Source organism: Saprospiraceae bacterium (genome assembly GCA_026129545.1).
Classification (GTDB): Bacteria; Bacteroidota; Bacteroidia; order Chitinophagales; family Saprospiraceae; genus M3007.
Genome location: JAHCHX010000001.1, coordinates 3,584,774 through 3,610,786, shown reverse-complemented (window position 1 = coordinate 3,610,786; position 26,013 = coordinate 3,584,774). Strand labels below are relative to the sequence as shown.

Sequence of the window (26,013 nt, the reverse complement as noted above, 5' to 3'; positions counted from 1 at the left end):
GTTGTTTGCCCGTTGGAGCGTTTTGTTTGCAAGGGTCGAGCCCCCACTCAATAGATGGTTTCCTCTTTCAGATAACGCTGGACGTAGTCTTCGATTCCTTCTTCCAAGCCATAGAATGGCTCGTGGTAGCCAGCAGAGCGGAGTTTGTCCATTTCGGCTTGGGTGAAGTACTGATAGGTGTCGCGGATGTCGGCAGGCGTGTCAACGAAGGAGATGTTAGGCTCCTGATTCAAGGCGCGGAAGGTGCCGGTGGCCAAGTCGAGGAAGGTGCGGGCCTTGCCTGTGCCGAGGTTGTAAATCGCATTGGGCGGTCTTTTTTCCAAAAAGAAAAGCAACACGTCCACCACGTCTTTCACATAGATGAAGTCGCGGCTTTGCTCGCCGTCCTTGAAGTCGGGACGGTGCGAGCGAAAGAGTTTCATGCCTCCGGTGGCTTTTATTTGCCGGGCGGTGTGGAATATGACCGATGCCATGCGGCCTTTGTGATACTCGTTGGGGCCGTACACGTTGAAGAATTTGAAGCCTGCCCAAGCAGGGGGGCAAAGGGTGGAGGCGGGGCCTTCCTTTTCTTCTCTATCCGATATGCCCAGCACCCACACATCGAAGTCTTGTTTTGATTGGCCGTAGGGGTTGAGGGGTTTTAACTGGGGAATAACGGCGTGGGCATCGGAATAGCCGATTTCGCCCAAGCCGTAAGTGGCGGCGCTGCTGGCATAGAGAAACGGGGTTTGGAAGCCCGCGCAAAGCATCCACAAGGCGCGGGAGTATTCGAGGTTGAGTTCGTCGAAGATGGCGGTGTCCGTCTCGGTCGTGTCGGTGCGAGCGCCGAGGTGCAGCACCGCGTCCACATCGGCATGGTTGCGCTCGAGCCAACGCACGAAATTGTTGCGATGCACCTGCCCCCAAAGTTTTTTGCCTTCGAGGTTCCGGTTTTTTTCGGGGCGCGAAAAATCGTCCACTGCCAATATGTCGGAATGCCCCGCGTCGTTGAGCCTTTTCACCATGCAGGAGCCGATGAACCCTGCCGCGCCCGTTACTACTATCATGTGCTTGGTGTGTTTTTGAGTTTGCGTGTGTTATTTTCGGGGACAAATGTAGCGCCTCAGATAGATACCTTTGCCGCGATGAAAAAGACCTTCTTCGCTTCCGATTTTCACTTGGGCGCGGATGCGCGGCTGACAAGCGCCGAACGCGAGCGACAAATGGTGCGCTGGCTTGATATGGTGGCTCCCGATGCGGAGGCTGTTTACTTGGTGGGTGATTTGTTCGAATTCTGGTTCGAATACAAGACGGTGGTTCCTAAGGGTTTCAGTCGTTTGTTTGGCAAATTGGCCGAGTTGCGCGATGGAGGCGTGCCCATTTTTGCTTTCACGGGCAATCACGATTTGTGGATGTTCGGCTACTTTGAGCAGGAGTTCGGGATACCTGTTTTCAAAAAGCCGATTCGGCGCGAGATACACGGAAAAACTTTTTTTATTGGTCACGGCGACGGCCTCGGGCCTAACGACAAAGGCTACAAGCGAATGAAAAAGGTGTTCGTGCATCCGTTGAGCCAGTGGCTGTTTGGTTGGTTTCACCCTGATTTGGGCACTCGGTTGGCCAATTTTTCTTCTCAAAAAAGCCGTGCCGCCACCCCGCCGGCCGAGCGTGACTGGCTCGGAGCGGAGCGCGAATGGCTTTTGCAGTATTGTCACCGCAAAATCAGTCAGGGCATCGAGCCGGACTACTTCATTTTCGGCCACCGCCATTTGCCGGTGGACTGGCGATTGGAGAATGGCCGGAGCCGCTACCTCAATCTTGGCGACTGGATGTATCACAACTCCTACGCGGTGTTTGATGGCGCGGACACGGAGATTCGTTTTTTTGAAAAGGATGGGAGCGTGGTGTCGAATTGGCGGCTGTAAGGTAGGTGCGCTTTGCGTCGCTTTACCTTGATTCACTAAGATTTGTCAAATGACCATGATTGCTCTCCCTGATTTTGAACAGATTGCGCTTTTAGCCACGCCCAAAACTTGGCGGCGCGAAGTGTAAGTTTTTAGGATGGTTGAATCTCCGGTGAGAGAACGGCATCTGAAACTTGAATCCGTCTCACAGCACCCCATCACCTCTCAACAAGTCAATGTATTTCGCGCTGCCCCTTTTATTCGGGTGAGCATAGTCGCCAAAATCGCTTGGATTGGTCAATGCCCGGCGATAATCGCGCACAGTCAGTTGGGTGGTTTGCTCGATTTCATTTTTCAGCGCGTCCAAATTCCGCACGGTCAAATTGGGAAAGTAAGGGCTTATGACGAGTTCTATCGCCACTCCTTTCGCATGGGCAGCGGCCACGGTTTCTTTTAGGTGCTGTATGAGTGCCGGGTGTACGTCAAATTGAAGGGAGGCGCTGTCGGCCTCTGCCACCAAAGCGGGTGCTATGGTGCGGTCGAGCAGCCAATCCGCGTCCGTGCGGTTGCGGTAGTAGAGCGCCCGTTGAAATATCTCGTTGTTGAGCCTGAACAATGCCGACAACTTGCCCCCCCGCCAGACTTTGGGTGTTTGATGCCGAAGCAGGGTGTCGAGGCGATGTGAGAGATGGGCGTATGTGAGAAAGCCCGCTGTCAGGGCTGGATTGGCGCGGTCGCAGAGAGTGATGTCGAGCACCATTTTTCGCGGGGGTGGGTGACGGTCGAGATAGTCGAGCACCAACACTTTGGCCACATCCATGGGGAGGCCGTTGTAGCTCAGGTTGAAGGTGCGCAGCCCCGTCACCTCCTCGATGTAGGGTTGGTAAAAAGTCAATCCGCGCGAGTTGCCCACAAGCAACACATCGGCGGCGGCCTCGCCTCGGTAGAGACGCGCATAGCGAAACTGGCTCGCATCCGACATTCGTTGCAGGAAATGCCCCCCCGCGCGGTCGCCCGCGAAGAGCAGAAAAAAGAATGACAGAAACCACAGTGTGTGTTTCATGCCTGGCTCTCGATTGGAAACGTTCAACAAACAGGCGCTTTAAATCAATCTGCCAATGCGGCCACCCGTTTTTTGCTTTTCACTTTCGGGCGGCCAATGCTTAGATACTGGAAGCCGAGCGATTTCATCTGCTCCAAATCGTACACATTGCGGCCATCGAAGATGATAGGCTCGTGGAGCATCGCCTTCATGCGCTCGAAATCGGGGCTGCGAAACTCTTGCCATTCCGTCATGATGCATAGGCAGTCGGCCCCCATGAGCGCGTCGTACATATTGTCGCAGAATTGGATGCGGTCGCCGTAAATCGCTCTCACATTGTCCATAGCCTCTGGGTCGAATGTGCGCACTTTCGCGCCTGCGTTCAGCAACTCATCCATGATGACAAGGGCAGGTGCCTCGCGGATGTCGTCGGTGTTGGGCTTGAAAGCGAGCCCCCATACCGCGAAGGTTTTCCCGGCGAGGTCATTTTTGAAAAACTTGCGAATTTTCTTCGTCAAAACCCCTTTTTGAATGGTGTTGACCTTCATCACCGATTTCAAAATTTTAAAATCGTATGCGTGTACGCTTGCTGTTTTGGCCAGCGCCTGCACATCTTTTGGGAAACAAGAGCCTCCATAGCCAATGCCCGGGAAGAGGAATCGCTTGCCGATGCGGCTGTCGCTACCCATCCCGATGCGCACTTGGTCCACGTTGGCCCCCACCTTTTCGCAGAGGTTGGCGATTTCGTTCATGAAGGAAATGCGCGTGGCGAGGTAAGCGTTGGCGGCGTATTTGGTCATTTCCGCAGAGCGTTCATCCATGAAGAAGATGGGGTTGCCTTGACGGACAAATGGCTCGTAGAGCTGTTTCATCAGCTTGCGTGCCTTTTCGCTGCGCGTGCCCACCACCACGCGGTCGGGTTTGAGAAAATCTTCCACGGCCACGCCTTCGCGCAAGAATTCGGGGTTGGAAACTACGTCGAACATTTTTTTCGGCAGTTTTTCCGCCAAAATAGCCGCCACTTTTTCCGCCGTCCCGACGGGCACGGTACTTTTGTCCACAATTACCTTGTATTCGGAGATGATGCCGCCCAAATCGCGCGCGACACCCATGATGTACGACAGGTCGGCGCTTCCATCTTCACCCGGAGGGGTGGGGAGAGCGAGAAAAATAATTTGCGCCTGTTCCACCGCATCGCGCAGTTGGGTAGTGAAGTGAAGGCGGCCTTCTTTGGTGTTGCGCTCGAAGAGCACGTCAAGCCCCGGCTCGAAGATGGGAATTTCACCTTTCAGGAGGCGCTTGACTTTTTGCTCGTTGTTGTCAACGCAGATGACGTTGTTGCCTGTTTCTGCGAAGCAAGTGCCGGTGACGAGACCGACGTAACCGGTGCCGATGACTGCGATATTCATGGATTTGATGTTGCGAGTTTTTAAATCTTTGTGGTGCATTTGATGTTGTTGAATGGATTAAAAAAATTGTTCGCAAAGGTACTCTGCTCGTGCGAAATCAGGCGTTGGCAAATATAATTTTCAAAAACACTTAATTTTGAACGATGTCCAAAACATCATTTTGTCAAATTCGCCTCTTTTGATGCTTTGCTTAAAAACGCGACAAAGAGGCACGAGCAAGTCAAAACGGTGCCCACTTTTGAATGAAAATTTGGTCAAACATACTACTTGCAACGCTTTTGCCTTGCAACGGCTTTTCACAGCAGCCCTCATCGCAAAATATCGTGCCAAACCCAAGCTTCGAGCGATACAGCAACGCTCCCATCGGGTGGTCATACAACGGTGCTTTTTTTGGGCACGTCATGAAGTATTGGTTCAGCGCCACCACCACCAGCCCCGACGTGTATGGCCCCGATGTGGTGGTGCCCCGTGATTGGGCCGACAAGGGCTTCGGCGACCAAAAGCCGCGCACGGGGAAAAGCATGGCGGGGCTTACGCTCTACGGCTGCAAAAACGGCAAGCCGCACTGCCGCGAATATATCGAGATACAGCTGGCCGAACCGCTTGTGATGGGGCAAACCTATCTGGTGGAATTCTGGGTGGCGCAACTGGAGCGTTCGCTTCAAATCAACAATATCGGAGCCTATTTTTCGGAAAAACGCATCGAAAAGCGGGCGGAGGAGTTTGTCTTTGCCGAGCCACACGTCAGCGCAAAAGACATCGTGGAGGCTCCAGGTGGCAAATGGGTGAAAGTGAGCGGCACTTTTGTGGCCGACAAAGAGTACGACTATTTGCTGCTCGGCAATTTTAAGGACGACGACAAGACGCAGGCTAAGGCGCACCGCGACGATTGTTTCAACTACGCCTACTACTACTTAGACGATGTGTTGGTGAAAAAAATACCTCCCTTCATCACGGTGCCTGTGAAACCCGATGACTTGACCAAGCAAAAATTGGAACCCGGCAAGCCCATCACGCTGAAAAACATCTACTTCGAATTTGACAAAGACGAACTGATGCCGCGCTCTTATGTGGAGCTCAACAAGTTGTTGCAAATCATGCAGGAACACCCCAATATGGTCATCGAAATAATCGGTCACACCGATAGCATCGGCGACGACGACTACAACAAGTTTCTCTCTCGCTGTCGTGCCAAATCGGTCGTCATCTTTTTGCTCGAAAACAAAATCAAGCCGGGGCGACTGCGTTATCGGGGCGCTGGCAAACATCAGCCTATCGCCACCAACGACACCGAAGAAGGCCGGGCGCAAAACCGACGCGTGGAATTCGTGGTGGTGCGCAAGTGAAGCGGTCTCGGCATACTTTCATTCATTCAAAAAAACGATTCCATCCATGACGGCAAAAACCGGCTTCAGTCTTTTAGCCATTATCCTTTTATTGCCCTTTTGCAAATCCTCCAAAATCACCAATGCCCCCAAGCCGCCAGAAGACTACAGCCCTGCCAATGAGCAGCCGCTCGTCTCCAACATCGTCGTCCCGGTCAGTGTCGCGGTGCGCGACATCGCGCTCAGCCTCAACCGCAGCCTCACGGGCAAGGCACTCTACGAAGACCTGTCTTATACCGACAATGGCAACGACGGCCTGATGCTCACCATCTGGAAAGCGCAGGACATCTCCCTGTTTTTGAGCGGCAACACCATCAAATACCGCGTGCCGCTCAAACTTTGGATGAAAAAAAGCCTGCTCGTGGCAGATGCAGAAGCAGAAGCCGAGCTGGCGCTCAACATGAAAACCACGTTTAGCATCAAGGAGGACTGGTCGCTTTCTACTTCCACCGACGTGGAATACCACGAGTGGCTCTCAAAGCCAAAACTGAAAACCGGGATGGGCAACATCAGCATCGAGACCCTAGCCAACCTCGCGCTCAACCAAAGCAAAAAGACCATCAGCCAGTCGCTCGACCGAATGGTGAGCCAGCAAATCTCGCTCAAACCATACATACAAGAGGTCTGGTCGGCCATCCAAGAGCCTATCTTGCTCGATTCCACTTACCGTATGTGGGTAAAAACCACCCCCACAGGCATCGCCATGACCCCCATCACCACCTTCAACGATGTCATCCGCACTAAAATCGCCATCAACTGCATCAACGAGGTCACATTTGGCGAAAAACCGCGCTTCCGCGAAAACTCCAATTTGCCCAACCTACTATACATCACCGATGCCAACGACGAGTTTCATGTGCGCGTGGCCACCGATGTGCCTTTCCCGGAAGCCGAGCGTTTGGCCAAAGGCATGATGGTGGGCCAAGTGTTCGAGTCGGGCAAAAACAAGGTGAAAGTGGAAGACATCAAGCTCTGGGGCAACAACGACCGCTTGGTGGTCAACTCAAAACTCAGCGGCTCCTTCAACGGCAATATCTACTTCATCGGCAGGCCGGAATACAACCCACAAAAGAACCAGATTGAGGTGAAAGACCTTGACTACCACATTGATACCCGCAATTTCCTGCATCGAACGGCCTCGTGGCTCTTTCAAGGCACCATCAAAAATCAAATGAAAAAGGCCATGACCTTCCCCTTGGACGAAGACATCAATTATCTGAAAACCTCCGTGCAAGAGACGCTCAACCACTACGAACTCTCGCCGGGGGTTTTGCTCACAGGTGTCTTGGACTCTGTGATGGTGGAAAACACCCGCGTCACGCCGACGAGCATTCGGGTCAGCCTTTTCTCAAAGGGCAGGGTCAACGTGGATGTCAAGGGCCTGTGAGCGTCCCCACCATTTCTGCCCAGTTCAGCACGACATCGAAGCCTTTTTGCTGAAAATAGGCCCGCGTCTCCGCGTCGGGGCGCTGGCTGGTTGCCAACACGAAATCGCCGCCCCAAGCCCCCAAACTTTTCGTCGCGCCCCAAAAATCGCTGAAATACAAATCATGGGCGCGGGGCAGGTCGAGTGCGCGGCTGATGAGCATTTCATGCTCCCGGACGACGGCATCCAGCTCAGGAAGGTTTTTTGCGGCCAAAAACCGCTCCGTGAGTCGAGAAATGTCGGCGAGTTGACCCGTATCGCCTTTGGCGCGTTCGCGGTAGTTTTGAATACCCAAGCGGCTATCTTGTTTTTTTCCCAAATAAACAAAGTAGAGCGAATGGGAGAATGGCGGCTCAATAACCACTGGCTGCACTACTGGCGATTGCCCTTCTTCCAATCGGTACAAAATGGCTCCTTTGGCGTAGGCGCAGGCAATGTCGTAACCGGAGCCGCCCAAGGTGTCGAACAAAACGTGATAAGGATTCACGCCCGCCCATTGGGCAAGGGAAGCAATGAGCGTGCTGCTGGTGCCAAGCCCCCATTCGCGCGGGAAGTCGTTTTGCGTCAGCACCTTGAAGCCTTCTTTCCCAGCCAGAAAAGAGGGGTTCTGCCGCTGGCACGAAGCCAGTATGTCTGCCAGCGTGTGGGCTGTTTTTTGGTCGGTAAAGGTAAGCGGTGCAAAGGCGGGCAATTCGTATTCCGCCAAAAACCAAGCAATGCCTTTCTCCGTCTTGCTCGTCCATGAGAGGCGCGATGGCTCCTTTCCAGCCTCCACGCGGAGCGTTTGGCCGAATCGAACCGGCACAGCGAGCGCCAAAGCGCCGTCCAGCACAAAGTACTCGCCCGTGAGCAGCAGCTTGCCGCTGGCGCGGGTCTCAAACATGGGAAGGGGCATATTAGGAAGCATCATTTTTTTGTGCGTATTTGCGTCATGGGTAATTTTTGACCATAAGTTGCCGGATACTTTTCGGTTTTTGGGCGACAAGTCCTTTCAGCAAACTTACACGATTATCCGCATTCGCACGGAAACACAACGATTGCCGAAAATCTCATCGCCAAACTGATGGGTTTCGCAAAGATTCCGCCATCAGACTGACGGAGTTTTTATTTTTGCCTTGCAAAAACTTAGGTAAAGGGCGGAGGGCTAATTTTACCTCCACAAAACAGTATGCGACCCAAAATCAAGCCTCACAGCCCTTCACCTTCCGTCTTCCATCCTCTACCTAACGCGATGAGGGGTTGAAGCAAAGTGTTGAAAACGTGTGCCATTCAGGCGGTGATTTCAAATTACCGCCTGAATGAGAGGTTGAGTGTCAAATGCCGAGAAATTTCGACCCCTCATTCGCGCACAACTCCTACCAAGGCAGCTTGCCGGAAAGCTATTTCTGGCGCACCTTCGACTAGCAGGAAATTGACCGGAAGTGCGCGAGCGTCAAATAGCGGCCTTTGAGTGCAAGTTGCCAGAAACAGCCGTAAAAGTGCCTCATGCATTCGAGGAAGCATACCTCTGCGCGGTATTTCATGCCGCCCCCCCCCGGGCCATTGTCAGGCATGGGTGAGTAATCGTTGGGGGCGGATGGCTGATTTCCGCTCACAACCCTCTACCTTCCGCCTTTCACCCTCTACCCAAGTTTTTAGAAAAAAAAGAACAAATCATGCACACGCTCGATTGGATTGTTTTGGTCGGCACTTTGATGTTTATCGTGGTTTACGGTATTTGGAGAAGCCGCAACGTTGGAACCAGTGAAAATTTTTTGGCCGGAAAACGCGACCTGCCATGGTGGACCATCGGTCTAAGCGTCATGGCGACGCAGGCCAGCGCGATTACCTTCCTCAGCACGCCGGGGCAGGGCTTCGCGGACGGGATGCAATTCGTGCAGTATTATTTCGGCATGCCGATAGCGATGATTTTCCTGTGCGTGTTCGTGTTGCCAGTCTATTATCGCTTGCGGGTGACGACCGCCTATGAGTATTTGGAGCAGCGATTCGACCTGCGCATGCGCACGCTCACGGCGGTGCTGTTCCTCATTCAGCGCGGCATGGCGGCTGCCATCAGTATCTACGCACCGAGCATTATCCTAAGCGTGGTGTTTGGGTGGAACCTAATGTTCACCAACTTCCTGATGGCGGTTTTTGTGGTGATTTACACCACTTCGGGCGGTAGCACCGCCGTGAGCCGCACGCAGGAGCTGCAAATGACCATCATGCTCAGTGGCCTCGTGCTGGCTTTTGTGTTGGTGTTGCAGAAATTGCCCGAGGGAATCGGGATGGCGGAGGCGTGGCAAATAGCTGGCGCGACAGGCAAGACACAGGTGGTGGATTGGTCGTTCGATTGGAGCAACCGCTACAATGTCTGGTCGGGCATACTCGGTGCCACGTTTCTTTTCCTGTCCTATTTCGGCACCGACCAAAGCCAAGTGGGGCGCTATCTGTCGGGCAAGTCGCTGCGGGAGACGCGGTTTGGGTTGCTGTTCAATGGTTTTGTGAAAATCCCGATGCAGTTCCTCGTGTTGTCGGTGGGGGTGATGGTGTTTGTGTTCTACCAATTCAACAGCCAGCCGCTGCATTTCAAACAAGAGCATCGCGCGTGGGTGAGCGACAGCGATTATGAAACATCGTTTCGGAGATTGGAACAAGCGAACGACAGCCTTTTTGCCGAAAAACAATCGGTCTTGGACGGGCTGAACGAAGCTATTCAGCGCGGCGACGAACAGGCTCGCTCTGCCCACGAGGAGATGCTGAGGCAACTCGAAAAATCGCGCGAATCGCTGCGTTTCCAAGCCAAAGAACTCATCTACCGCGCCGATAAAAAAGGCGACCCCGGTCTGGATTCGTTGAAAACAAGCAAGCCCCAGAAATACGCCCAAGAACTGAACACCAAGTACAAAGACACCGACTATGTGTTCATCAATTTTATCCTGAGAAACATCCCGGTCGGTATCATAGGGTTGATGATTGCGGTGATTTTTTGTGCGTCGTGGAGCTCGACGGCCTCCGAACTCAGCGCCCTGACGGCCACCAGTGTTTCCGACATTTATCGGCGCTCCTTCGCGCCGGGGCGCGACGACCACCACTATTTCCGGGTGTCGAAATGGGCGACGGTGCTTTGGGGCGGCATCATCACTGTTTTTGCCATTTATTTCGACTTGTTCGACAATCTGATTCAGGCGGTGAACATGGTCGGCTCGCTGTTTTACGGCACGATTCTTGGCATTTTTTTCACGGCTTTTTTCTTGAAAAAAGTCGGTGGGCAGGCGGTTTTTTGGGCGGCGGTGGCGACGCAGGCAGTGATTGCCTACTTGTTTTTCGGCGTGAGCAAAGACCCGTTTTTGTGGTACAATCCTTTGGGCTGCGGGTTGGTGATGGGCTTGAGTTGGATTTTGCAGCACACCTTGTTTAAGAAGTAGTTAAATGCCGATAAAACGGCGTTAATAAACGACGACGGCGCATTTTGGCGGAAACGAAACAGCATGCTTGGCCGTTATCAATCTCGAATCGTATATTCCCATTCAGTCACCTTTAAAACTGTTTAATCCGATGATTATCCTCACAGTTCTTTTGCTCGGCCTCCTCATTTTTGGCAATAAAATGCTGAAACAAGCGTGAGGCGCTCGGCGGCCAACTCGACAGACAAACACTCTCGGTTTTCCGCCCCCCCCCAATGTGTGATAGGTTCGTGGTCTCTACCCCATCTCAACAGGTCAGCAGAGAACCTTTGTCACCAAAATGTGAAGCGGGTAGGTCGTAAGTTAAAAGAAGTCATTGAGGGGTCATTAAGGGTCATTTTTTAAAAGCAATGCAGACATGGTTGTCTGTTTTTTAAAATGACCCCTAATCGATGGTTCGTGAAAAATTTAATCAACCAAAAGCATTTGAAATCAATGAGCTGCATTTTTTAGCGTCTTCAGGATTTATTTTTTGGTAGGGTTGTCAGCCAACCCAACTTGGTCAAAAATGCCAAAATCATAGAGCCGGATTGAAAATTCTTCACGAACCATTGCTAATGACCCCTAATGACCTCTAATGACCTTCTAATGACCCTCAATGACCCCTAATGACCCTCAATGACCCTCAATGATTTCTTTTAACTTACGACCTACCCGCTTATTTTTACCCCATGAAGAAAATAGTCGTTCTCACGGGTGCTGGCATCTCCGCCGAGAGCGGCATCAAAACTTTCCGCGATTCAGATGGTCTTTGGGAGAATCGCCGCATCGAGGATGTGGCCACGCCTGAGGCATGGGCCATCAACCCCGCGCTGGTGCTTGATTTCTACAACCAACGCCGCGCTCAGCTCCTTGGGGTGCAACCCAACGACGGGCACAAGGCGCTCGTGGATTTGGAGAAAAACTACGACGTGCATATCGTGACCCAAAATGTGGACGACTTGCACGAACGCGCTGGCAGCACCCAAGTGCTGCACTTGCACGGCGAATTGCGCAAGGTTCGTTCGGAGCGCCACCCCGACCTCGTTTTTCAATGGGATAAGGACTTGCATCTAGGCGACCAATGCCCGCGCGGTGCCCAATTGCGCCCCCACATTGTGTGGTTTGGCGAGGCGGTGCCCATGCTGGAACCAGCAGCGGGATTAGCCTCCGAGGCCGACATTTTTATCATAGTCGGCACTTCTTTGCAAGTCTATCCCGCTGCCAGTCTGATGATTTATGCCAGCCCGCACATCCCTTTCTACTATGTGGACCCGCGTCCGCAGGTCAACTTCGAATTGTCGCGGATGCCCAACCTGACCATTGTGGCCGAGCCTGCCTCCACAGGGGTGAGGAAGGTGGTGAGCCAGCTGTTGGACGCTTAGAAATTCACCGACAAGCGCGTGAACGCTCGCAGCCCGTTGCCGCCCATTTGCACCGCATCCCAGGGGCCTCCGGTCTCGTTGTTGAATGCCCAGCCGCTGGCAATCGGCACAAAGCCCAAATCGGGATGCACGTTGGCGAAGTTGTCCACGCCGACGTGCAGCGTGAAATTTTTGTTGAATTTCCAACCCGCATACACGTCTGGCACCAGTTTGCCGCCATAGATGTATTTGTCAGCCACAAACTCATTGGGGTCGCTGTCGGTGGGCACCATTGGGTTGATGCCAAGCCCGTCTTCACCATAGCCGAGCAGGGTGACTTTTCCAAAATAAGTGAAGCGAGTGCCGAGTGTGAGCCGGCCCCGGCTGTATTCAAAGTTGGCAGCCACTTTTGTGTTGGGTGCCGATGCGAGGATGAAGGCTTGTTCGCGGTCGCTCAGGAAGGTTTCGCTGTTGCCAATCAATTGACTTGGCACATTGATTTTGTCAATGGTCATGTCCTGAAAATTAGCCGTGAGCAATCCTCGGAAGTTGCCATTGCCAATGGGCGTGTTGTAGTCCAACACGATGTCAATGCCCTTGTTGGTGGTGTTCACCGCGTTGGCAAAAAACTGCGCATAGCTGACGTTCAGGCTTTGCAAAGCGCCAGTAAAGTTCGGGTTGAGCGAGGGGTCGTCGGCACCGAACTGTCCCGAAAGCACCACGCGGTCTTTCACCTGAACCCAATAGCCGTCAAGGGTCAGTGTCAGTGCGCGGGTGGGTTTCCACGAAAATCCCACGCTGCCGTTGAGCGATTTTTCTTCCTTTAGTTTGGAGATGCCTGCGGCTTGTGTGATGGTGCTGGCATTCGGCGCGATTTTGACTTCGGCGATTTGACCTGCCTGCACGGTGGTGAAGGTGCTGCTGAAATTGATTTGTTGCAACGACGGTGCGCGGAAGCCTGTGCTGGCCGAGCCGCGCAGATTGAAGTTGGGGGCGAGTTTGTAGCGCAAGGCCAATTTGCCATTGAGCGTGGAACCGAAGTCGCTGTAATTTTCAAAACGGCCAGCCAGTCCCACCAAGAATTTATTGGTCACGTCCAATTCCAAGTCTCCATAAACGCCGATGCAGGAGCGGTTGGCATTCACCTCGTCGGCGGGTTGGTAGCCGGGGAAGCCTTGTGCTCCGGCAGGGCGATAGATGGTGTCGAAGCCGATGAGCTCGCCGCCCTCGAAGATGGGCACTATGTCAAAAATTTCGGGGCCGTAGCGCAGATAGGAAGCTTCCTCGCCTGCGAAAAGTTGGTAGTTTTCGTAGCGGTACTCACCGCCAAACGCGACGTTCAGGCCTTCCATGACGTAGGGGAAAAGTTTGCTGAAATTCAGGTTGGTGGTGTTTTGTAGGAACCTGAACCCACCGTCGTCGAAGCTGGTTTGGCCTGCGCCCAAGCCAGCGTTGAAGGTTTTGTTTCCAAAAAAATGAAAGTTGTTGTAGCCTGTCGAGTTGCTTGCGTCCCAGTTCCAGTCGTCGCCGAAGGTACCGTTGAGGCCAGCGGCAAAAGAGATGTCCTGCACTTCGGTGCGAATGCGCGGATTGAAAAAAAACTCCCCTTCCAAGTCTTGTTTGATGATGCCGGGCACTTCTATCAACTCTACGCCGTCGGTGGGGAAACGTTCGGGGCGCTCGGAAAAATTGCGCGTGAAAGCATACGCATCCGACTCCTTGCGGTGGTATCCGCCGAACGAGTAGAAGACCAATTGGCCGTTCTCTTTTAGCGGCACTTCGGCATTGAACATTCCGCCAAAACGCTGCATGGAAGCATCGCCATGCGCCCGGCGCACGGTGTTGATGGGCAACACGTTGTCCATTTCTTGGCGGAAGGTTTTGCCTTGATTGGCGTAGTTGAGCGTCAGGTTGACCACGCCGCCTTTGTCGCCCACGGGTATGCCGTAGTTGGCACCCATGCTATAGAGCAGGCCATCGAGTTTTTTGCCGTCCTCTATTTCGTAAAAGCCAAAAGGATTGTCTTTAAAGGCGGGGTTGTACTGGTTGTCGTAGTGCCCCGACACGCCGATGTCGGCGCTGAACTGTCCCGGATTTTTTTTCAGAATGATATTCATCACGCCCGCTATGGCATCGGAGCCATACTGGGCGGAAGCGCCGTCGCGCAGGATTTCCACGCGGTCAATGGCCTGCACCGGAATGGCGCTGAGGTCGGTGCCGCTGTTGCCGCGCCCGCGGGTGCCAAACACTGACACGAAAGCGGTTTGGTGGCGGCGTTTGCCATTCACCAGCACGAGGGTTTGGTCGGGGCCAAGCCCTCGCAGGGTAGCCAAATCAATGTGGTCTGCGCCGTCCGCGCCGCTTTGTTTGTTGTAGTTGAACGATGGGGCCGCGTAGTTGAGCAAGTTGGTGATATCGGCTCGTGCGGTGGTCAGGATGGCTGGCCCGACGTTGATGACATCCACCGGGACAGGGGTTTCTGTCTGGGTTCGGTTGGCTCGACGCGAGCCGATGATGACAATTTGGCCCAATAAATTATCATCGTTTTCCATCACGATATTGACTTCGGAGCGGCCATCGGTGACGACTTCTTGGGTGGCAAATCCGGTGTAGGCAAACACGATGACGGCATCCACGCGGCTGTAGTTCAGGGAGAAAGAACCATCGGAGGCGGTCACGGTTCCGTTGGCGGTGCCGCGTTCGCTGACGGTGACACCTGCCAAAGGCTCGCCGTTTTCGTCGGTCACGCGGCCTTTGAGCACGTTTTGGGCGGAGAGACTGCCCAATGCGGCGAGGTAGAAAATGAGGAATGTGAGTTGCTTCATAATTCAGACAGGTTTGAGTGAATAGAGAAAAGGTTGGAATGACAGCAAGGCAAGGGGCGAGGCGAAGTTATGGCACATCAATCCTACCTTCGCCCCATGTCGCATATTTTCTATCTTGACGGCTGCCCAATTCTGCTTGGTGACTTGAAAGCGCATTTCCCCGCTTGGCTGCGCGAGCGCGGCTACTCTCACCTTTTTCTCGTTGCCGACACGAACACTCAGGAACTTTGCCTGCCTTGTTTTTTGGAAAAAACCAGCTTGCAGGAAGGATTTTCCATCGAGGTGATGCCCGCTGGCGAGCGTTTCAAAAACCTTGATACTTGCCAGCGCATCTGGCTGTCCATGCTTGATGCTCGGCTCGACCGTCGGGCGCTTGTCATCAATCTTGGTGGCGGGGTCGTCGGCGACCTCGGCGGGTTTTGTGCGGCTACTTGGAAGCGCGGCGTGGATTTCGTGCAGGTGCCGACCACTTTGTTGGCGATGACCGATGCCGCTATTGGCGGCAAACTCGGCATTGATTTTCAGGGCGTGAAAAATACGCTCGGCGTTTTTCAGAACCCCGCCGCTGTATTTGTTGACCCTGCGTTTTTGAAAACTTTGCCCGAACGGGAGTTGCGCAGCGGTTTGGCAGAAATCATCAAACACGCGCTGATTGGCGCACCTTCTTTGTTGGGAAAAATCATGGCAGAATGTGTTGGGGTGACTGCCAGCGACGCATTGTCGGGTGATGATGGGTGGGCTGGTGTGCTGCATGCCTCTATCGCCGTCAAAGTGCGCGTCGTGCAGGACGACCCCATAGAAAAAGGAGTGCGGGCGCTGCTCAATTTCGGCCACACCATCGGCCATGCGCTGGAGAGCTATTTTTTGGACACGGCGGAGCCACTCACTCACGGAGAGGCGATTGCGATTGGGATGATTTGCGAAAGCAGGATGGGGGGCGCCGTAAACTTGGAGGACATCATTGCGGTGAACAAGTGTTTTTTCACGCACCGCTACATTCCGGCATCGGCATTTTCGGCGTTGTGGGATTTGATGCGACAAGACAAAAAAAACGCGGCAGGCGTGGTGCGCATGACTTTGCCGGGCGACGAGCCGTTTTCAATGCGGGTGGTGGAGGTGAGGCGTGAAATGATGGAAGAGGGATTGGCATTTTACAACAGCATCTGAGTCTATTTTGGAGAAATACAAACCTCTTTCGGTGCTGAGGTGTTAAAGTGGGGCAAATCCCGATAGCGCCTCGTTTATACCTCGCGCCGCCGAGTTTTGGGCATGGCTAAAAGCGCAATCGGCTCAAAATCATGGTCATCTGACAAATCCTAACAAGTCAAGGCATATTTCTGAAAATGTTTACCGGAATCATTGAGACCTTAGGCAAGGTAGTGGCGGTGGAGCATGACCGCTCCAATGTGCATTTTACGCTTGAAAGCGGCATCTCGCACGAGTTGAAAATTGACCAGAGCGTGAGCCATAATGGGGCTTGCCTCACGGTGGTTGGCTTGGGCGCTCATTGGCACCGCGTCACGGCAGTGGAGGAAACGCTTCGCCGCACCAACCTTAGTCAGTGGGAAATAGGCGACTTGGTCAATCTCGAACGCTGTCTTCCCATGAACGGCCGGCTCGATGGGCACATCGTGCAGGGGCATGTGGACGACGTGGCGGAATGTGTGGAGGTGACGGAAACGGGCGGCTCGTGGCGGTTCGTGTTTCGCTACCGACCCTCGCCGGAGCATCTGCTCGTGGACAAAGGCTCGGTTTGTCTCAACGGGGTGAGCCTAACCGTGGTGGAGCCTCAGGGCGACTTGTTCTCGGTGGCTATCATTCCATACACTTGGGAATACACCAATTTCAAAACGCTGCGGCCCGGCGATGCGGTCAATGTCGAGTTCGACATCATCGGCAAATACATCGCACGGCATTTGGCGGCATACCAGTTCAATGCACGAATGTGAGCTTTGCCGAAAAGTGGCGATCTGGCTCGCATGTCGTCAGTTTCTCCCTTCCAGATAGATGATTGTTCTTTCCGCAAGAGCGTCGGCCACTTCGCCGGGGTACAGGAAGGCACGGTCGCGGAAGAGTTCGCGCAGTTCCGCCGAATCGAGGGCTGTCAGTTTGGACGCAAATTGTTCTGCTCGCTCGAAGCAGTATTGCAATCGGTCGAGCAAAAACTGAAAGTCTTTTGCCCAAATCACCGTGGTTGGGGGCAGTATGTGGAAGAGGGATACCTTTTGGTCTTGTCGGAAACGGGTGTTCAGGTTGGGCACGATGCTGACGGAGTCAAGGTTGCGCTGCGAGAGTTGGGTCAGCGGGTCGAACACGCGAATCGTCTCCACCTCGTCGTCGAAGCGCTCGATTCGATAAGGCAAATCGTTGCCATAAGAATACAAATCAACGATGCCGCCACGCACGGAGAATTGACCGGGCTCGTACACAAAATCGGTGCGCACGAAGCCATATTCCACCAACACTTCTATCATCCAGTCCGTGTCGAGTTTTTCGCCCTTTTGCACTTCGATGCGGCTTTGCGCAAGAATTTCGGGCTTCACGACTTTTTCAAACAAGGCTTCCGGGTAGGTGACTATCGTGCTTCCTTTTGCACCCTCCGATGAGAAGGAGGTTATTTTGTTGACCACCTCGCTTCGTTGCAAAATTTGCGCTGGGTTCAGGTCGTCGAAATATGCGGGTCGTTTGAAAGAGTCTGGGAAAAAAAACACGGCTTGGCTGGCCAGCAGTCCCTCCAAGTCATTGAATCGGTAAGCGGCCTCTTCCTTCGTGTTGGCAACGAGAAGGTGAATGTTGGAGGGCGGCATTTGGAGGGCGGTTGCCGCGATGACAAAGGACTCCTGCGCGCCGGCGAGTCCTTTTAGTTGGATACGCGCCGCCGATGGTTGGTTTTCGAGTGCTGTTGTGATTTTTTTGACCGCCGGATGACTGCGGTAGGCTGCGATGAGATGCGCTAAATTGCTCACGAGGGCAAAGGTAGTGGTTGGGCGGGAGAACGGCGCGGCGCGTCAAATGTTCGCGCTGCTTCAGCTTCTTTCCAACCAAAATTCTTTGCTCATGCCTTCATATATCTGCCTCATGCCTACCTCCCGGAACCCACTTTTGAGCAGCACCCGTATGGAGGCGGCGTTCTCCGGGTCGGTGAAGGCAACGATGCGCGGCGTGCCCGATTTTTCAAAAAGATATTGGCTTAGCGGCGGCACGATTTCGCTTGCCACGCCTTGGCCCCACCATTCGGGGGCGAATGTGTACCCGACCTCAAACTCGGTGTTCGTCGGGTTGAAATCAACATGGCGGGCAGTGACATAGCCGACAAAAGCGTTGTCCGATTTGTTTTCCAATATAAAAACGCCTAAGCCGGGGCATTTTTCGCGATAAGTTTCCCAAGCGGTTATGCGTTCGCGCACGACCTGTTCGTCCGTTGTGGGCGGGCGTATGTAGCGCATCGTGGCAGCGTCGCTTTGCATTCGGAAAATATGCGGAAAATCCGCTTCGAGCACGGTGCGCAGTCGCAGCCGGGGTGTTTCAAAAATCGTCATGAACAAATTGTTTTCGGGAAACTTCAAAACATCTCCCGTTCCACGATTTCACAAATGATGTGTCCGATGAGTATGTGCGCTTCTTGGATGCGCGGGGTGTCGGCAGAAGGGACATTCAGCAACACGTCGCACCGCCCGGCCATTTTGCCGCCTGACGCGCCCGTGAATCCGACGACGAGCATGCCCTGATGTTTGGCTTTTTCGATGGCTTTCAGAATGTTGGGCGAATTGCCAGAGGTGCTGAATGCCGACAGCACGTCGCCTCTGCGGCCTGCCGCTTCCACCATTCGGGCGAACACATCGTCGTAGCCATAGTCGTTGGCGACTGCCGTCATGTATGACGAGTTGACGTGCAAAGCCTCCGCGTAGAGCGGCGGGCGGTCTTTGTAGAATCGCCCGGAAAGTTCTGCTGCAAGGTGTTGGGCATCCGCCGCACTGCCGCCATTGCCACAGAATAAGACCTTGCCTCCGCTGCGAAAGGTTGCAAGAAAAGCCTGCGCGGCGTGTTCTATTTTTTGCAAAAAGGCATCGTCGTCCAAAATGGCTTGTTTGACGGCGATGCCTTCGCGGATGGATTTTAGAATCGAATCTTTCATTTTCAGAATTGTATGCCCAACCTCTGGATTGATTTCACAGTCAAGAGAGGTTGTCGTTACTTGGCCATTGCCAATGCTTTCGCCGCCCGCACCCGATTGCCCCACTTTTCCATATCCACCACCATGAGCGAGCGAGCGTCGAGCGGCAAAGTTCCGTGCTTTTTTTGCAAATCCTCATAATGCCGCAGGCAAACGCGGGTGATGCTGACGAGGAAATGCACCGCCGCGCTTGCCCCCAACTCGCGGGTCAGGTCGGGAGGCGAGGGCAAGCGCCTTGTAGCGGTGCGCGCCGAGCGTGTGCGCAGGGCGCTTTGCCTTCGTTGCGGAAGTGCGGGAGGTATCACCCATTTCATTTTTCGGCTTTTGCTTGTTGTTGGGCGAGCCATGTTCCCCGGCACCTCTGGCAGATTTGGAATTTCCAAGAATGCCGCCCGCACCACTGCCACTTGCTCTTCGAATATGTCGCGCAAACGGGTCACGTCATTTTGTTCTGCCAAAAAAGTGGCCAGTGTGACGGTGCCAGACTTTCGGTCGTGCCACAGGTCGAAAATGTCGTCGGAAAGTTGCACGAGATAGCCAAACTGATACAGCGCCTCTTGCTCCGGCGCAAAAAGCGGGTGTTCCAACACTTGCCGAAACAACAACACCGAATAGCCCCCTTTCTCTGCCGTTATGTTCTTCAAGTCTTCGACTTGCAAATGGGTATCTGCCCTTGCCTGCCTGCCCGCCGTTTCCACATTGAACACCCGATGCATGAACTCCTTGAACTGTGGCAACTCGCTCGGCGGCAATTCGCGGTGGATGTTGTCCAAAAAATGCAATGCCAGCCCGCGCGGGTCGGCGGTTTGGCCGAACAATTCGGGATTGTCCAGCCAAAGAATCCCCGAGTCATCGCGTCCGCGAAAGGAATCCACGAGGTCGTCAAAAAAATAAGCCAGCGCCGCGAGGTTCGTAAAAAGATGTTTTTCGCGGGCATTGCGCGGGTAGCCGCGCAACAGGCAAAAAACGGCGCTCAGATAGGTGGTGCCATAGAAATAGTGTTGAAGTCGTCGTTTTTCCTTGGAGGTCAGCGCCTCCGCGCGGGGCAACGCCAAATCGCGCAACGCCCGAAATCTGAAATACCAACCCGCCCGCGCAAAGGCAAGCGCTAGCCAGACGGTGGCACGCAAGAGATAGTAGCAATGCTGGAAAAAGCTCATCATTTAAATCAAGCTGTTCAGACGGATTTTTGGAACAAGCCATGCAAAGCCACAAGCCCTTCCCGAAAAAGCACCCTTTCGCTGACTATTGGCCCATTGTCACATTCTCCCATTATCAAAACAACGCATTAAGACTGTCAAGTTATCCTTTGCCCTCCCGGAAAAGCCCTTATCAGCAGTATGGCCGCAAAAGACATCAAGGCCGTCAGGCCGACCACGATGGGGATGCCTGCTGCCGGATGCGTTTTCGTTTGCCAGTGACCCGACACCGACCACCAGTCCATTGCCAACACATGGACAAAGTAGATTCCGAAACTGGCGGCAGCCAATTGTTTTTCAACGTCGAGCAATGGCAACTTGTGCCACGACCATCGGGCCAACAAAAACCAGCCGATGGCCGCCATGCCAACGTTGGGCGACAGATAATCGTAGAAAAAAGGATGGAAGGCGCCACCTTGCGCCTTGCTTGCCCACCAAGTGCCGACTGCGGTGATGGCTGTGCCCAACACAATGAGGCCAATGGCCAACACCCTGACGCGCCGTTCGGACAATCTCCATGGCATCGGCCCTCCGTCTTCTATCTCTGACCTTCCGCCCCCCACCTCTTTGTTCCCCAAATAATACCCCAGCACAAAATAGCCGCAGTTGTTGGTGAAGAGCTCGAAGTAAATGCCGATGTGGATGCCGAAAAACACCGATAGGACTTTGTAAACCCATGTGCCCAACACGACGCAGGCAAAAAAATACCGGTAGTCCTGCTCTTTGGCCGAGCGCACCCAAGGGCGCAGCACCGGATAGACCATGTAGAGGCCGACGATGAGATAGATAAACCACAAGTGATAATGCACCGGGCGCTCCACAATGCCCTGAATGCCCTCCGCAATAGTTGCAGGTATGCCTCTCGCCCGGTAATTGTAGTAACTGTATATGACCATCCAAAACAACGCGGGCACCACTACGCGACCAAATCTTTTTTTCAAAAAATCTCCCAGTGGATAGTCTTTCCCCAGCAACAAAAAACCACTCAACATCACGAACAACGGCACCGAAGGCCGCGCCAAGGACGCCCACAGATTGCCCGACCACCAAAAGAGGGAGTCACATTCGTGGTGTTCCTGAGCCACCGTGCCGGATGCATGAATCATGATAACCAACAACGTGGCGAGGTTGCGCAGGCGGTCGGCCCAATACAACGGCTGGCGATTGGCGAGCTCGGTACGCATCGGTTTGAAAGGTTAGTTTTTGTTCACGGCGATTAGCCCTTCCATGTATAGGACGGCCTGCCCCGAAATCAACACACGGTCGCCAGCCAAGGTACAGAGCAAGAAGCCGAGGCGCTCCGACACTTGGATGGCGCTAAGCGTGGTTTTGCCCAAAATGCCCGCCCAATAAGGAGTCAGGGTCGTGTGTGCCGAGCCTGTCACAGGGTCTTCGTCAATGCCGTAAGCAGGATAAAAGCACCGCGACACAAAATCAGACTGCTCACCGGGAGCCGTGCAAATGAAACCTCTGGCTGGCACGGTTGACAGAATGCGAAAATCAGGCTGGAGCGCCAACACATCGGCTTGCGAGTCGTAGATGCACAAATAATCCTCCCGGCCAAGCAAAACCATGGTGGGCAGAATGTTGAATCCCTTTTGAAGCGCGGCAGGCATTTCGATGGGTTGCAACAGGTCGCTCGGAAAATCCAAGGTGAGCCAGTCATCGTCACGCTGCACATGGAGCCAACCACTGCGACTTTGAAAGGAAAGTTTTTCCGAAACGTTGGTTTTCAGAAGATTGAACACAACGTGAGCCGAAGCCAGCGTCGCATGGCCACAGAGTTGTACCTCCGTGGCCGGGGTGAACCACCGAATGTGATATGTGTCGGGCTTGTCTGACGGAACAAAAAAGGCCGTCTCCGATAGGTTGTTCTCGCGTGCGATGAGTTGCATCATTTCGTCGGGCAACCAATTTTCGAGCGGCACCACAGCCGCGGGATTGCCCCCAAACAGTTCGGAGGTAAATGCGTCAACTTGAAAAATACGATACATGAGGAGGTTGATTATAGGGCGGCAAAAGTAGGTCTTACTGACCAAAGAACTCAATTTCCAATCCGTCGTGAGCCAATGCCACATTGGCGGGCAATTGGCCATTCATCTCGGCTGTCAGCCCCATTTGGTGGCTGACGTGGGTGAGCCAAGCCTGCTGCGGCGCAATGTCGGCCACAAAATCCAGCGCCTCTGAAAGGTTCATGTGCATAGGATGTTCGCGGTGGTGCAAGGCGCTTGTTATCAGGTATTTTGTCCCCGCGATTTTTGCTTTCTCATTTTCCGAAACCGCCTTCACATCGGTCATATAAGTCAAATCACCAAAACGAAAGCCCAGAATCATCAAGTGCCCGTGTATGATTTCGATGGGCTGCACCCACACCGAGCCAATGTGAAAAGAGGTATCCTTGTCTATTTCGACCAATCGAATGCGCGGCACTCCCGGCACCGGGTCGCCAAACACATACTCAAACCGACGGCGCACCTGCTCGGCCACTCGTGGCAAGGCATACACCGTCATCGGGTGGCCAGAGCGAAAGTTGAATGGGCGCACGTCGTCCAACCCGATGACGTGGTCGTTGTGCTCGTGCGTGAGGAGAACGCCGTCCAGATGATGCACACCGGTGCGGAGCATTTGTTGCCGAAAATCCGGCCCGACATCAATGACGATGTTGGTGGCGCCATCGGAAAGCCACGCCGAAGAGCGCAACCGATTGTCGCGAGGGTCAGTGGAAGCGCACACCTCGCAGCTGCACCCGATGACGGGGACGCCCTGCGAGGTGCCTGTGCCGAGGAGTGTAAGTTTCAAGGTGTGAAGAAAAATAAAAGCGCCGCAAACTTCTCAAAAAATAGTCCGACGCGCCAAAAGTTTTCCCAAAAGGGCAGAAAAAGCACCAAATACCCCGTTCGGGGCAATTTGTCGGATGAAAGACAAGACGTTATTCTGCTGCAAGAAAAATTGTCTTTCGCAAAACAAAACATCCTCAAAATCACGTTCTTTCGCCATTCCACCATTTTGTTCATTAACCGATTTTATTCCCGCCGTTATGATGAATTATTTCAGACTCATCGAACCTTATCTCTTTGGCAAACTTTGCGCCGAGGAACAACTGGCCTTCGAACGTCAATTGGTGCGCAACCCCGCGCTCGCCAATGAATTTACCATTCGTTTCTCACTCGTCCGGGTGTTGCTTGCCAACCCCGACCACCCCTTCCGCAAGCTACAGCAAAAAAAAGACGCTCGCCGCAATCCCTACCTCTGGATTTGGCTGGCTTGTGCTTTTTCGGCATTGGAAGGGCTTTTGTTGGGATTTGTCTTATCTTGAAACAGAAGAGGAGCCTCGCACGTCATCAAGGGTCACAAAGGGCCTTCGCGGGTCTTGTAGATGACCCTTGATGCCTTCTAACATCCCTTGACAATTCTGATAAGCCACTCCAACGGCTTGTTCCCCGCTTTCCAAATCTGATGATACGGGGTGAGTTGTGCCCCGAAAGCGCGAAATCCGCGCTCTATATCGCGCTCCATGCTTCCTTCAAAATCGAGGCTCAACCCCCTTTCCGAGCAAAATTCCATCGCTTTCCAAAACAACGCCCACGCGGCGCAGGAAGACTTGAACGTCGGGTCGGCACCGGCGAGCAGCACCGAGGCGCGGCGTTCGTCGAAGGCGAGACAAAGGCCGGCGTGGGGCACGCCTAAGTGTGGCACACCTCGAAGGTGTGCCACACTTTTGTTTTTGTCGCGGGCGATGAAAATGGCCAATTGCTGGCGTTCTGCCAAAGCCGAACAGAGGCGTTGGAAAGTTTCAAACGAGTAGGGCGGGCGGCGGTTTTTTCGGGAAAAAGACATTTCATGGAGTTGGAAAAGCAACTCCGCCGCGTCGTTTTCCTGCAAAATCTCGACGGCTTGCGCTGCTTTTTTCAAATCGGTGCGCAAGGTGTTTTTGAAACCCGCCCTTATTTTTTCCAAATCAGATAAATCATCGAAAAGGTAGGTGTAGCGCGTCGTTTGCCGAAAACCCGCCCAATGAAACGGCAGCCAGTTTTGCACGTCGGGGTGAAAATTTTGTTGAAAAAATGCCGTGCGCGGTAGTTGCCGAATCAAGTCGTCGAAGACTTTTTTTTCAAAATCGAGGCGTTTTTGGGGCTTTAAATTCAGGGGGTAATTCAGCCAAGGTCCCGCGTAAGAAGTCAAGGGCGGCTGTTGAATGACCGAAAGGCCGAGTCGCCGCGTTTTGTAGAAAGGCATTGCGCCCAAAATCTTCCCGCCGCCGTCGGTCGCCAGGCAAACATCCCAACGCCCTTCCGAGCACACGGCATCGAGCCACCACGGCTGCAAATGCATCGGCACATAATGGCTTTGACAGAAATCGGCGTAGCGGGCTTTGCGGTCAGGCATCGTTGGGTGGTTTGGGGAGCGAAGGTCGGGGAATAACTCAACGGGCAAGCGCGATTTGCGCGACAAAAGCGTTTCAGTCTCCGATAAAGCCCTCAAAATTGTCTTGGTGCACCACTTCGAAGGTGCTGTTGGGGTAGGCGTTGGCGAAGGCGGTGGGGACACGAGAGGCTTTGTCCTGCCATTTGAACTCGAAGGCATTCAACTGGCCGTCGCGTTCTTCCACATAGTCAATTTCGACCTGCTCGTGGGTGCGCCAAAAATAGCGGTTAGGCCGCCAGCCTAATGCTTGAAGTCGTTTGAGGCGTTCGGCCACAAGGAAGTTTTCCCACAATGCGCCTTTGTCGGTTCGCAAATCCATGGGCTGGTATTGCTGGATGATGCTGTTGCGGATACCTGTATCGTAGAAAAAAATCTTGTTTTTCTTGCCGATTTCGCTGCGCAGGTTGCGGCTGAACGGCGGCAGGCGGAACACGACGAAGGCTTTTTCCAGCAAATCAATGTATCGCTCCGCCGTGGGGTTGCTGATTTTGAGGGCGTTGGCCAGTTCGTGATACGACACCAACTGTCCCACTTGCAAAGCGAGGAGTTGCAGCAGGCGTAGCAACACATCGGCTCGTTTGAGGTTTTCAAATTCCAGCACGTCCTTGTAGAGGTAGCGACTGCTGAGGTTGTCGAGCAATGTGCGAGCATCTTCTTCGGGGGCGAATGCGATATCGGGGTAAAGCCCATAGCGCAGCACAAAATCAAGGTGTGCTCGTCGTTCGGCGGTGTTGAAGACTTGCCCCAACTCGGTGTACGAGAGCGGATACAGCTCAAAAGTCAGGGCGCGGCCAGTGAGCGGCTCTGCGGAGCGATTGGCCAGTTCGAAGCTTGAGGAGCCGGTGGCGATGATTTGAATGGTCGGAAAGGTGTCGGCCAGCAGTTTGAGCGTTTCGCCGATGCCCGGCACATATTGCGCTTCGTCGAGCACCACAAGTTTCTTGTTGCCCAAAAAACGTTGCAAAGCCAAAGGCTCGCGCACGGACAAGGCTGATTGCACCGATTGGATTTCGCAGTTCAGGTAGAGGCCGTCGTCGCCGAACGGCTCCAGAATTGCCTTGGAAAGGGTGGTCTTGCCTACTTGCCGCGCACCGTACAGAATTAGGATTTTGCCTTTGAAAAGCCAGCGCTCCATCTGGGCCTGTAAGTGCCGCTGAACGTTTTTTTGCATTCAACTTTAAATTTTCGGTATAATTTTTAAAAGTTAAGTTGCAAAAATAGGATGTTTTGGTGCATCTTGCTGTATTTGTCCCACAAAAACCTTGTCGGTATAGGCTGAGGAAGTGGGGAAAAACAGGCTCGCCGTTTGGGGGGGCGAGCCTGTTGTGGGTTTTGGAAAATAGGATTTTTAGCCGTCGTTGTTCTGACATTTAAGCACCAAAAGATGTGTCTTCCCACCTAATGAGAGGTTTTAAAACAGTTCCTTACCTTTCGCCGCGATTATTACTTGAAACAC

Annotated in this window: 23 protein-coding genes; 8 read left to right on the top strand and 15 right to left on the bottom strand. The window is 53.5% G+C overall.

Annotated elements, in window-relative coordinates:
- Positions 1-47: 47 nt before the first annotated feature.
- Complete coding sequence (gene rfaD / locus KIS77_14080) at positions 48-1,046, bottom strand: ADP-glyceromanno-heptose 6-epimerase (protein ID MCW5923469.1); 999 nt, start codon at positions 1,044-1,046, stop codon at positions 48-50.
- A 78-nt stretch (positions 1,047-1,124) separates the two neighbouring features.
- Here rfaD and KIS77_14075 point away from each other — a divergent pair, with 78 nt between their 5' ends.
- Positions 1,125-1,904 (top strand): UDP-2,3-diacylglucosamine diphosphatase, encoded by a 780-nt coding sequence (locus KIS77_14075; protein ID MCW5923468.1) that lies wholly within the window; start codon positions 1,125-1,127, stop codon positions 1,902-1,904.
- A gap of 184 nt (positions 1,905-2,088) precedes the next feature.
- Here the strand turns inward: KIS77_14075 and KIS77_14070 are convergent, their stop codons facing one another.
- A complete protein-coding gene (locus KIS77_14070; GenBank protein ID MCW5923467.1) occupies positions 2,089-2,946 on the bottom strand; it encodes a hypothetical protein in 858 nt (285 codons plus the stop codon).
- A 44-nt stretch (positions 2,947-2,990) separates the two neighbouring features.
- A complete protein-coding gene (locus KIS77_14065) occupies positions 2,991-4,334 on the bottom strand; it encodes a UDP-glucose/GDP-mannose dehydrogenase family protein (protein MCW5923466.1) in 1,344 nt (447 codons plus the stop codon).
- A 242-nt stretch (positions 4,335-4,576) separates the two neighbouring features.
- Between KIS77_14065 and KIS77_14060 the strand changes: the two genes are divergently transcribed.
- Both KIS77_14060 and KIS77_14055 read left to right on the top strand, forming a co-directional pair.
- A complete protein-coding gene (locus tag KIS77_14060) occupies positions 4,577-5,680 on the top strand; it encodes an OmpA family protein (protein MCW5923465.1) in 1,104 nt (367 codons plus the stop codon).
- A 46-nt stretch (positions 5,681-5,726) separates the two neighbouring features.
- Complete coding sequence (locus tag KIS77_14055; GenBank protein ID MCW5923464.1) at positions 5,727-7,106, top strand: DUF4403 family protein; 1,380 nt, start codon at positions 5,727-5,729, stop codon at positions 7,104-7,106.
- Here KIS77_14055 and KIS77_14050 read toward each other — a convergent pair.
- The gene (locus KIS77_14050; protein ID MCW5923463.1) at positions 7,093-8,055 is read right to left on the bottom strand and encodes a hypothetical protein; all 963 of its coding nucleotides are present in this window, start codon (positions 8,053-8,055) and stop codon (positions 7,093-7,095) included. The genes KIS77_14055 and KIS77_14050 overlap by 14 nt on opposite strands.
- A gap of 745 nt (positions 8,056-8,800) precedes the next feature.
- On the opposite strand from KIS77_14050, the gene KIS77_14045 reads away from it, so the two are divergent.
- Positions 8,801-10,552 (top strand): sodium:solute symporter, encoded by a 1,752-nt coding sequence (locus tag KIS77_14045; GenBank protein MCW5923462.1) that lies wholly within the window; start codon positions 8,801-8,803, stop codon positions 10,550-10,552.
- A 710-nt stretch (positions 10,553-11,262) separates the two neighbouring features.
- Positions 11,263-11,955: an NAD-dependent deacylase gene (locus KIS77_14040; GenBank protein MCW5923461.1), complete on the top strand. Its 693-nt coding sequence runs from the start codon at positions 11,263-11,265 to the stop codon at positions 11,953-11,955.
- Here KIS77_14040 and KIS77_14035 read toward each other — a convergent pair.
- A complete protein-coding gene (locus KIS77_14035) occupies positions 11,952-14,759 on the bottom strand; it encodes a TonB-dependent receptor (GenBank protein MCW5923460.1) in 2,808 nt (935 codons plus the stop codon). The genes KIS77_14040 and KIS77_14035 overlap by 4 nt on opposite strands.
- A 69-nt stretch (positions 14,760-14,828) precedes the next feature.
- Between KIS77_14035 and KIS77_14030 the strand changes: the two genes are divergently transcribed.
- The gene (locus KIS77_14030) at positions 14,829-15,926 is read left to right on the top strand and encodes a 3-dehydroquinate synthase (GenBank protein MCW5923459.1); all 1,098 of its coding nucleotides are present in this window, start codon (positions 14,829-14,831) and stop codon (positions 15,924-15,926) included.
- A gap of 176 nt (positions 15,927-16,102) precedes the next feature.
- The gene (locus KIS77_14025) at positions 16,103-16,708 is read left to right on the top strand and encodes a riboflavin synthase (protein ID MCW5923458.1); all 606 of its coding nucleotides are present in this window, start codon (positions 16,103-16,105) and stop codon (positions 16,706-16,708) included.
- Between the two features lie 36 nt (positions 16,709-16,744).
- Here the strand turns inward: KIS77_14025 and KIS77_14020 are convergent, their stop codons facing one another.
- The 8 genes from KIS77_14020 to KIS77_13985 all read right to left on the bottom strand — a co-directional run bounded on the left by KIS77_14020 (position 16,745) and on the right by KIS77_13985 (position 23,129).
- Positions 16,745-17,725: a hypothetical protein gene (locus KIS77_14020; protein ID MCW5923457.1), complete on the bottom strand. Its 981-nt coding sequence runs from the start codon at positions 17,723-17,725 to the stop codon at positions 16,745-16,747.
- 60 nt (positions 17,726-17,785) lie between these two features.
- Positions 17,786-18,298: a GNAT family N-acetyltransferase gene (locus KIS77_14015; protein MCW5923456.1), complete on the bottom strand. Its 513-nt coding sequence runs from the start codon at positions 18,296-18,298 to the stop codon at positions 17,786-17,788.
- Between the two features lie 23 nt (positions 18,299-18,321).
- Positions 18,322-18,894, bottom strand: coding sequence for a D-sedoheptulose 7-phosphate isomerase (locus tag KIS77_14010; protein MCW5923455.1), 573 nt, complete (start codon positions 18,892-18,894; stop codon positions 18,322-18,324).
- A 56-nt stretch (positions 18,895-18,950) separates the two neighbouring features.
- The gene (locus KIS77_14005) at positions 18,951-20,096 is read right to left on the bottom strand and encodes a hypothetical protein (protein MCW5923454.1); all 1,146 of its coding nucleotides are present in this window, start codon (positions 20,094-20,096) and stop codon (positions 18,951-18,953) included.
- A 134-nt stretch (positions 20,097-20,230) separates the two neighbouring features.
- Positions 20,231-21,316: an acyltransferase family protein gene (locus KIS77_14000; protein MCW5923453.1), complete on the bottom strand. Its 1,086-nt coding sequence runs from the start codon at positions 21,314-21,316 to the stop codon at positions 20,231-20,233.
- 12 nt (positions 21,317-21,328) lie between these two features.
- Positions 21,329-22,210 (bottom strand): PhzF family phenazine biosynthesis protein, encoded by an 882-nt coding sequence (locus KIS77_13995; protein MCW5923452.1) that lies wholly within the window; start codon positions 22,208-22,210, stop codon positions 21,329-21,331.
- A complete protein-coding gene (locus tag KIS77_13990; GenBank protein ID MCW5923451.1) occupies positions 22,161-22,931 on the bottom strand; it encodes an MBL fold metallo-hydrolase in 771 nt (256 codons plus the stop codon). The genes KIS77_13995 and KIS77_13990 overlap by 50 nt, the downstream gene beginning before the upstream one ends.
- A 33-nt stretch (positions 22,932-22,964) precedes the next feature.
- A complete protein-coding gene (locus KIS77_13985) occupies positions 22,965-23,129 on the bottom strand; it encodes a hypothetical protein (protein ID MCW5923450.1) in 165 nt (54 codons plus the stop codon).
- 40 nt (positions 23,130-23,169) lie between these two features.
- On the opposite strand from KIS77_13985, the gene KIS77_13980 reads away from it, so the two are divergent.
- Entirely contained in the window at positions 23,170-23,448 is a 279-nt protein-coding gene (locus KIS77_13980; GenBank protein ID MCW5923449.1) for a hypothetical protein, read from the top strand.
- 77 nt (positions 23,449-23,525) lie between these two features.
- Here KIS77_13980 and KIS77_13975 read toward each other — a convergent pair whose 3' ends face one another.
- Positions 23,526-24,518: a GNAT family N-acetyltransferase gene (locus tag KIS77_13975; protein MCW5923448.1), complete on the bottom strand. Its 993-nt coding sequence runs from the start codon at positions 24,516-24,518 to the stop codon at positions 23,526-23,528.
- Positions 24,519-24,591: 73 nt separating this feature from the next.
- A complete protein-coding gene (locus tag KIS77_13970; GenBank protein ID MCW5923447.1) occupies positions 24,592-25,728 on the bottom strand; it encodes an ATP-binding protein in 1,137 nt (378 codons plus the stop codon).
- Positions 25,729-26,013: the final 285 nt, after the last annotated feature.

Bases quoted from the DNA above. Each gene is read 5' to 3' on its own strand.
- rfaD (MCW5923469.1), bottom strand. From the start codon at position 1,046: ATGATAGTAGTAACGGGCGCGGCAGGGTTCATCGGCTCCTGCATGGTG.
- KIS77_14075 (MCW5923468.1), top strand. From the start codon at position 1,125: ATGAAAAAGACCTTCTTCGCTTCCGATTTTCACTTGGGCGCGGATGCG.
- KIS77_14070 (MCW5923467.1), bottom strand. From the start codon at position 2,946: ATGAAACACACACTGTGGTTTCTGTCATTCTTTTTTCTGCTCTTCGCG.
- KIS77_14065 (MCW5923466.1), bottom strand. From the start codon at position 4,334: ATGAATATCGCAGTCATCGGCACCGGTTACGTCGGTCTCGTCACCGGC.
- KIS77_14060 (MCW5923465.1), top strand. From the start codon at position 4,577: ATGAAAATTTGGTCAAACATACTACTTGCAACGCTTTTGCCTTGCAAC.
- KIS77_14055 (MCW5923464.1), top strand. From the start codon at position 5,727: ATGACGGCAAAAACCGGCTTCAGTCTTTTAGCCATTATCCTTTTATTG.
- KIS77_14050 (MCW5923463.1), bottom strand. From the start codon at position 8,055: ATGATGCTTCCTAATATGCCCCTTCCCATGTTTGAGACCCGCGCCAGC.
- KIS77_14045 (MCW5923462.1), top strand. From the start codon at position 8,801: ATGCACACGCTCGATTGGATTGTTTTGGTCGGCACTTTGATGTTTATC.
- KIS77_14040 (MCW5923461.1), top strand. From the start codon at position 11,263: ATGAAGAAAATAGTCGTTCTCACGGGTGCTGGCATCTCCGCCGAGAGC.
- KIS77_14035 (MCW5923460.1), bottom strand. From the start codon at position 14,759: ATGAAGCAACTCACATTCCTCATTTTCTACCTCGCCGCATTGGGCAGT.
- KIS77_14030 (MCW5923459.1), top strand. From the start codon at position 14,829: ATGGCACATCAATCCTACCTTCGCCCCATGTCGCATATTTTCTATCTT.
- KIS77_14025 (MCW5923458.1), top strand. From the start codon at position 16,103: ATGTTTACCGGAATCATTGAGACCTTAGGCAAGGTAGTGGCGGTGGAG.
- KIS77_14015 (MCW5923456.1), bottom strand. From the start codon at position 18,298: ATGACGATTTTTGAAACACCCCGGCTGCGACTGCGCACCGTGCTCGAA.
- KIS77_14010 (MCW5923455.1), bottom strand. From the start codon at position 18,894: ATGAAAGATTCGATTCTAAAATCCATCCGCGAAGGCATCGCCGTCAAA.
- KIS77_14005 (MCW5923454.1), bottom strand. From the start codon at position 20,096: ATGATGAGCTTTTTCCAGCATTGCTACTATCTCTTGCGTGCCACCGTC.
- KIS77_14000 (MCW5923453.1), bottom strand. From the start codon at position 21,316: ATGCGTACCGAGCTCGCCAATCGCCAGCCGTTGTATTGGGCCGACCGC.
- KIS77_13995 (MCW5923452.1), bottom strand. From the start codon at position 22,210: ATGTGGCATTGGCTCACGACGGATTGGAAATTGAGTTCTTTGGTCAGT.
- KIS77_13985 (MCW5923450.1), bottom strand. From the start codon at position 23,129: ATGGCGAAAGAACGTGATTTTGAGGATGTTTTGTTTTGCGAAAGACAA.
- KIS77_13980 (MCW5923449.1), top strand. From the start codon at position 23,170: ATGATGAATTATTTCAGACTCATCGAACCTTATCTCTTTGGCAAACTT.
- KIS77_13975 (MCW5923448.1), bottom strand. From the start codon at position 24,518: ATGCCTGACCGCAAAGCCCGCTACGCCGATTTCTGTCAAAGCCATTAT.
- KIS77_13970 (MCW5923447.1), bottom strand. From the start codon at position 25,728: ATGCAAAAAAACGTTCAGCGGCACTTACAGGCCCAGATGGAGCGCTGG.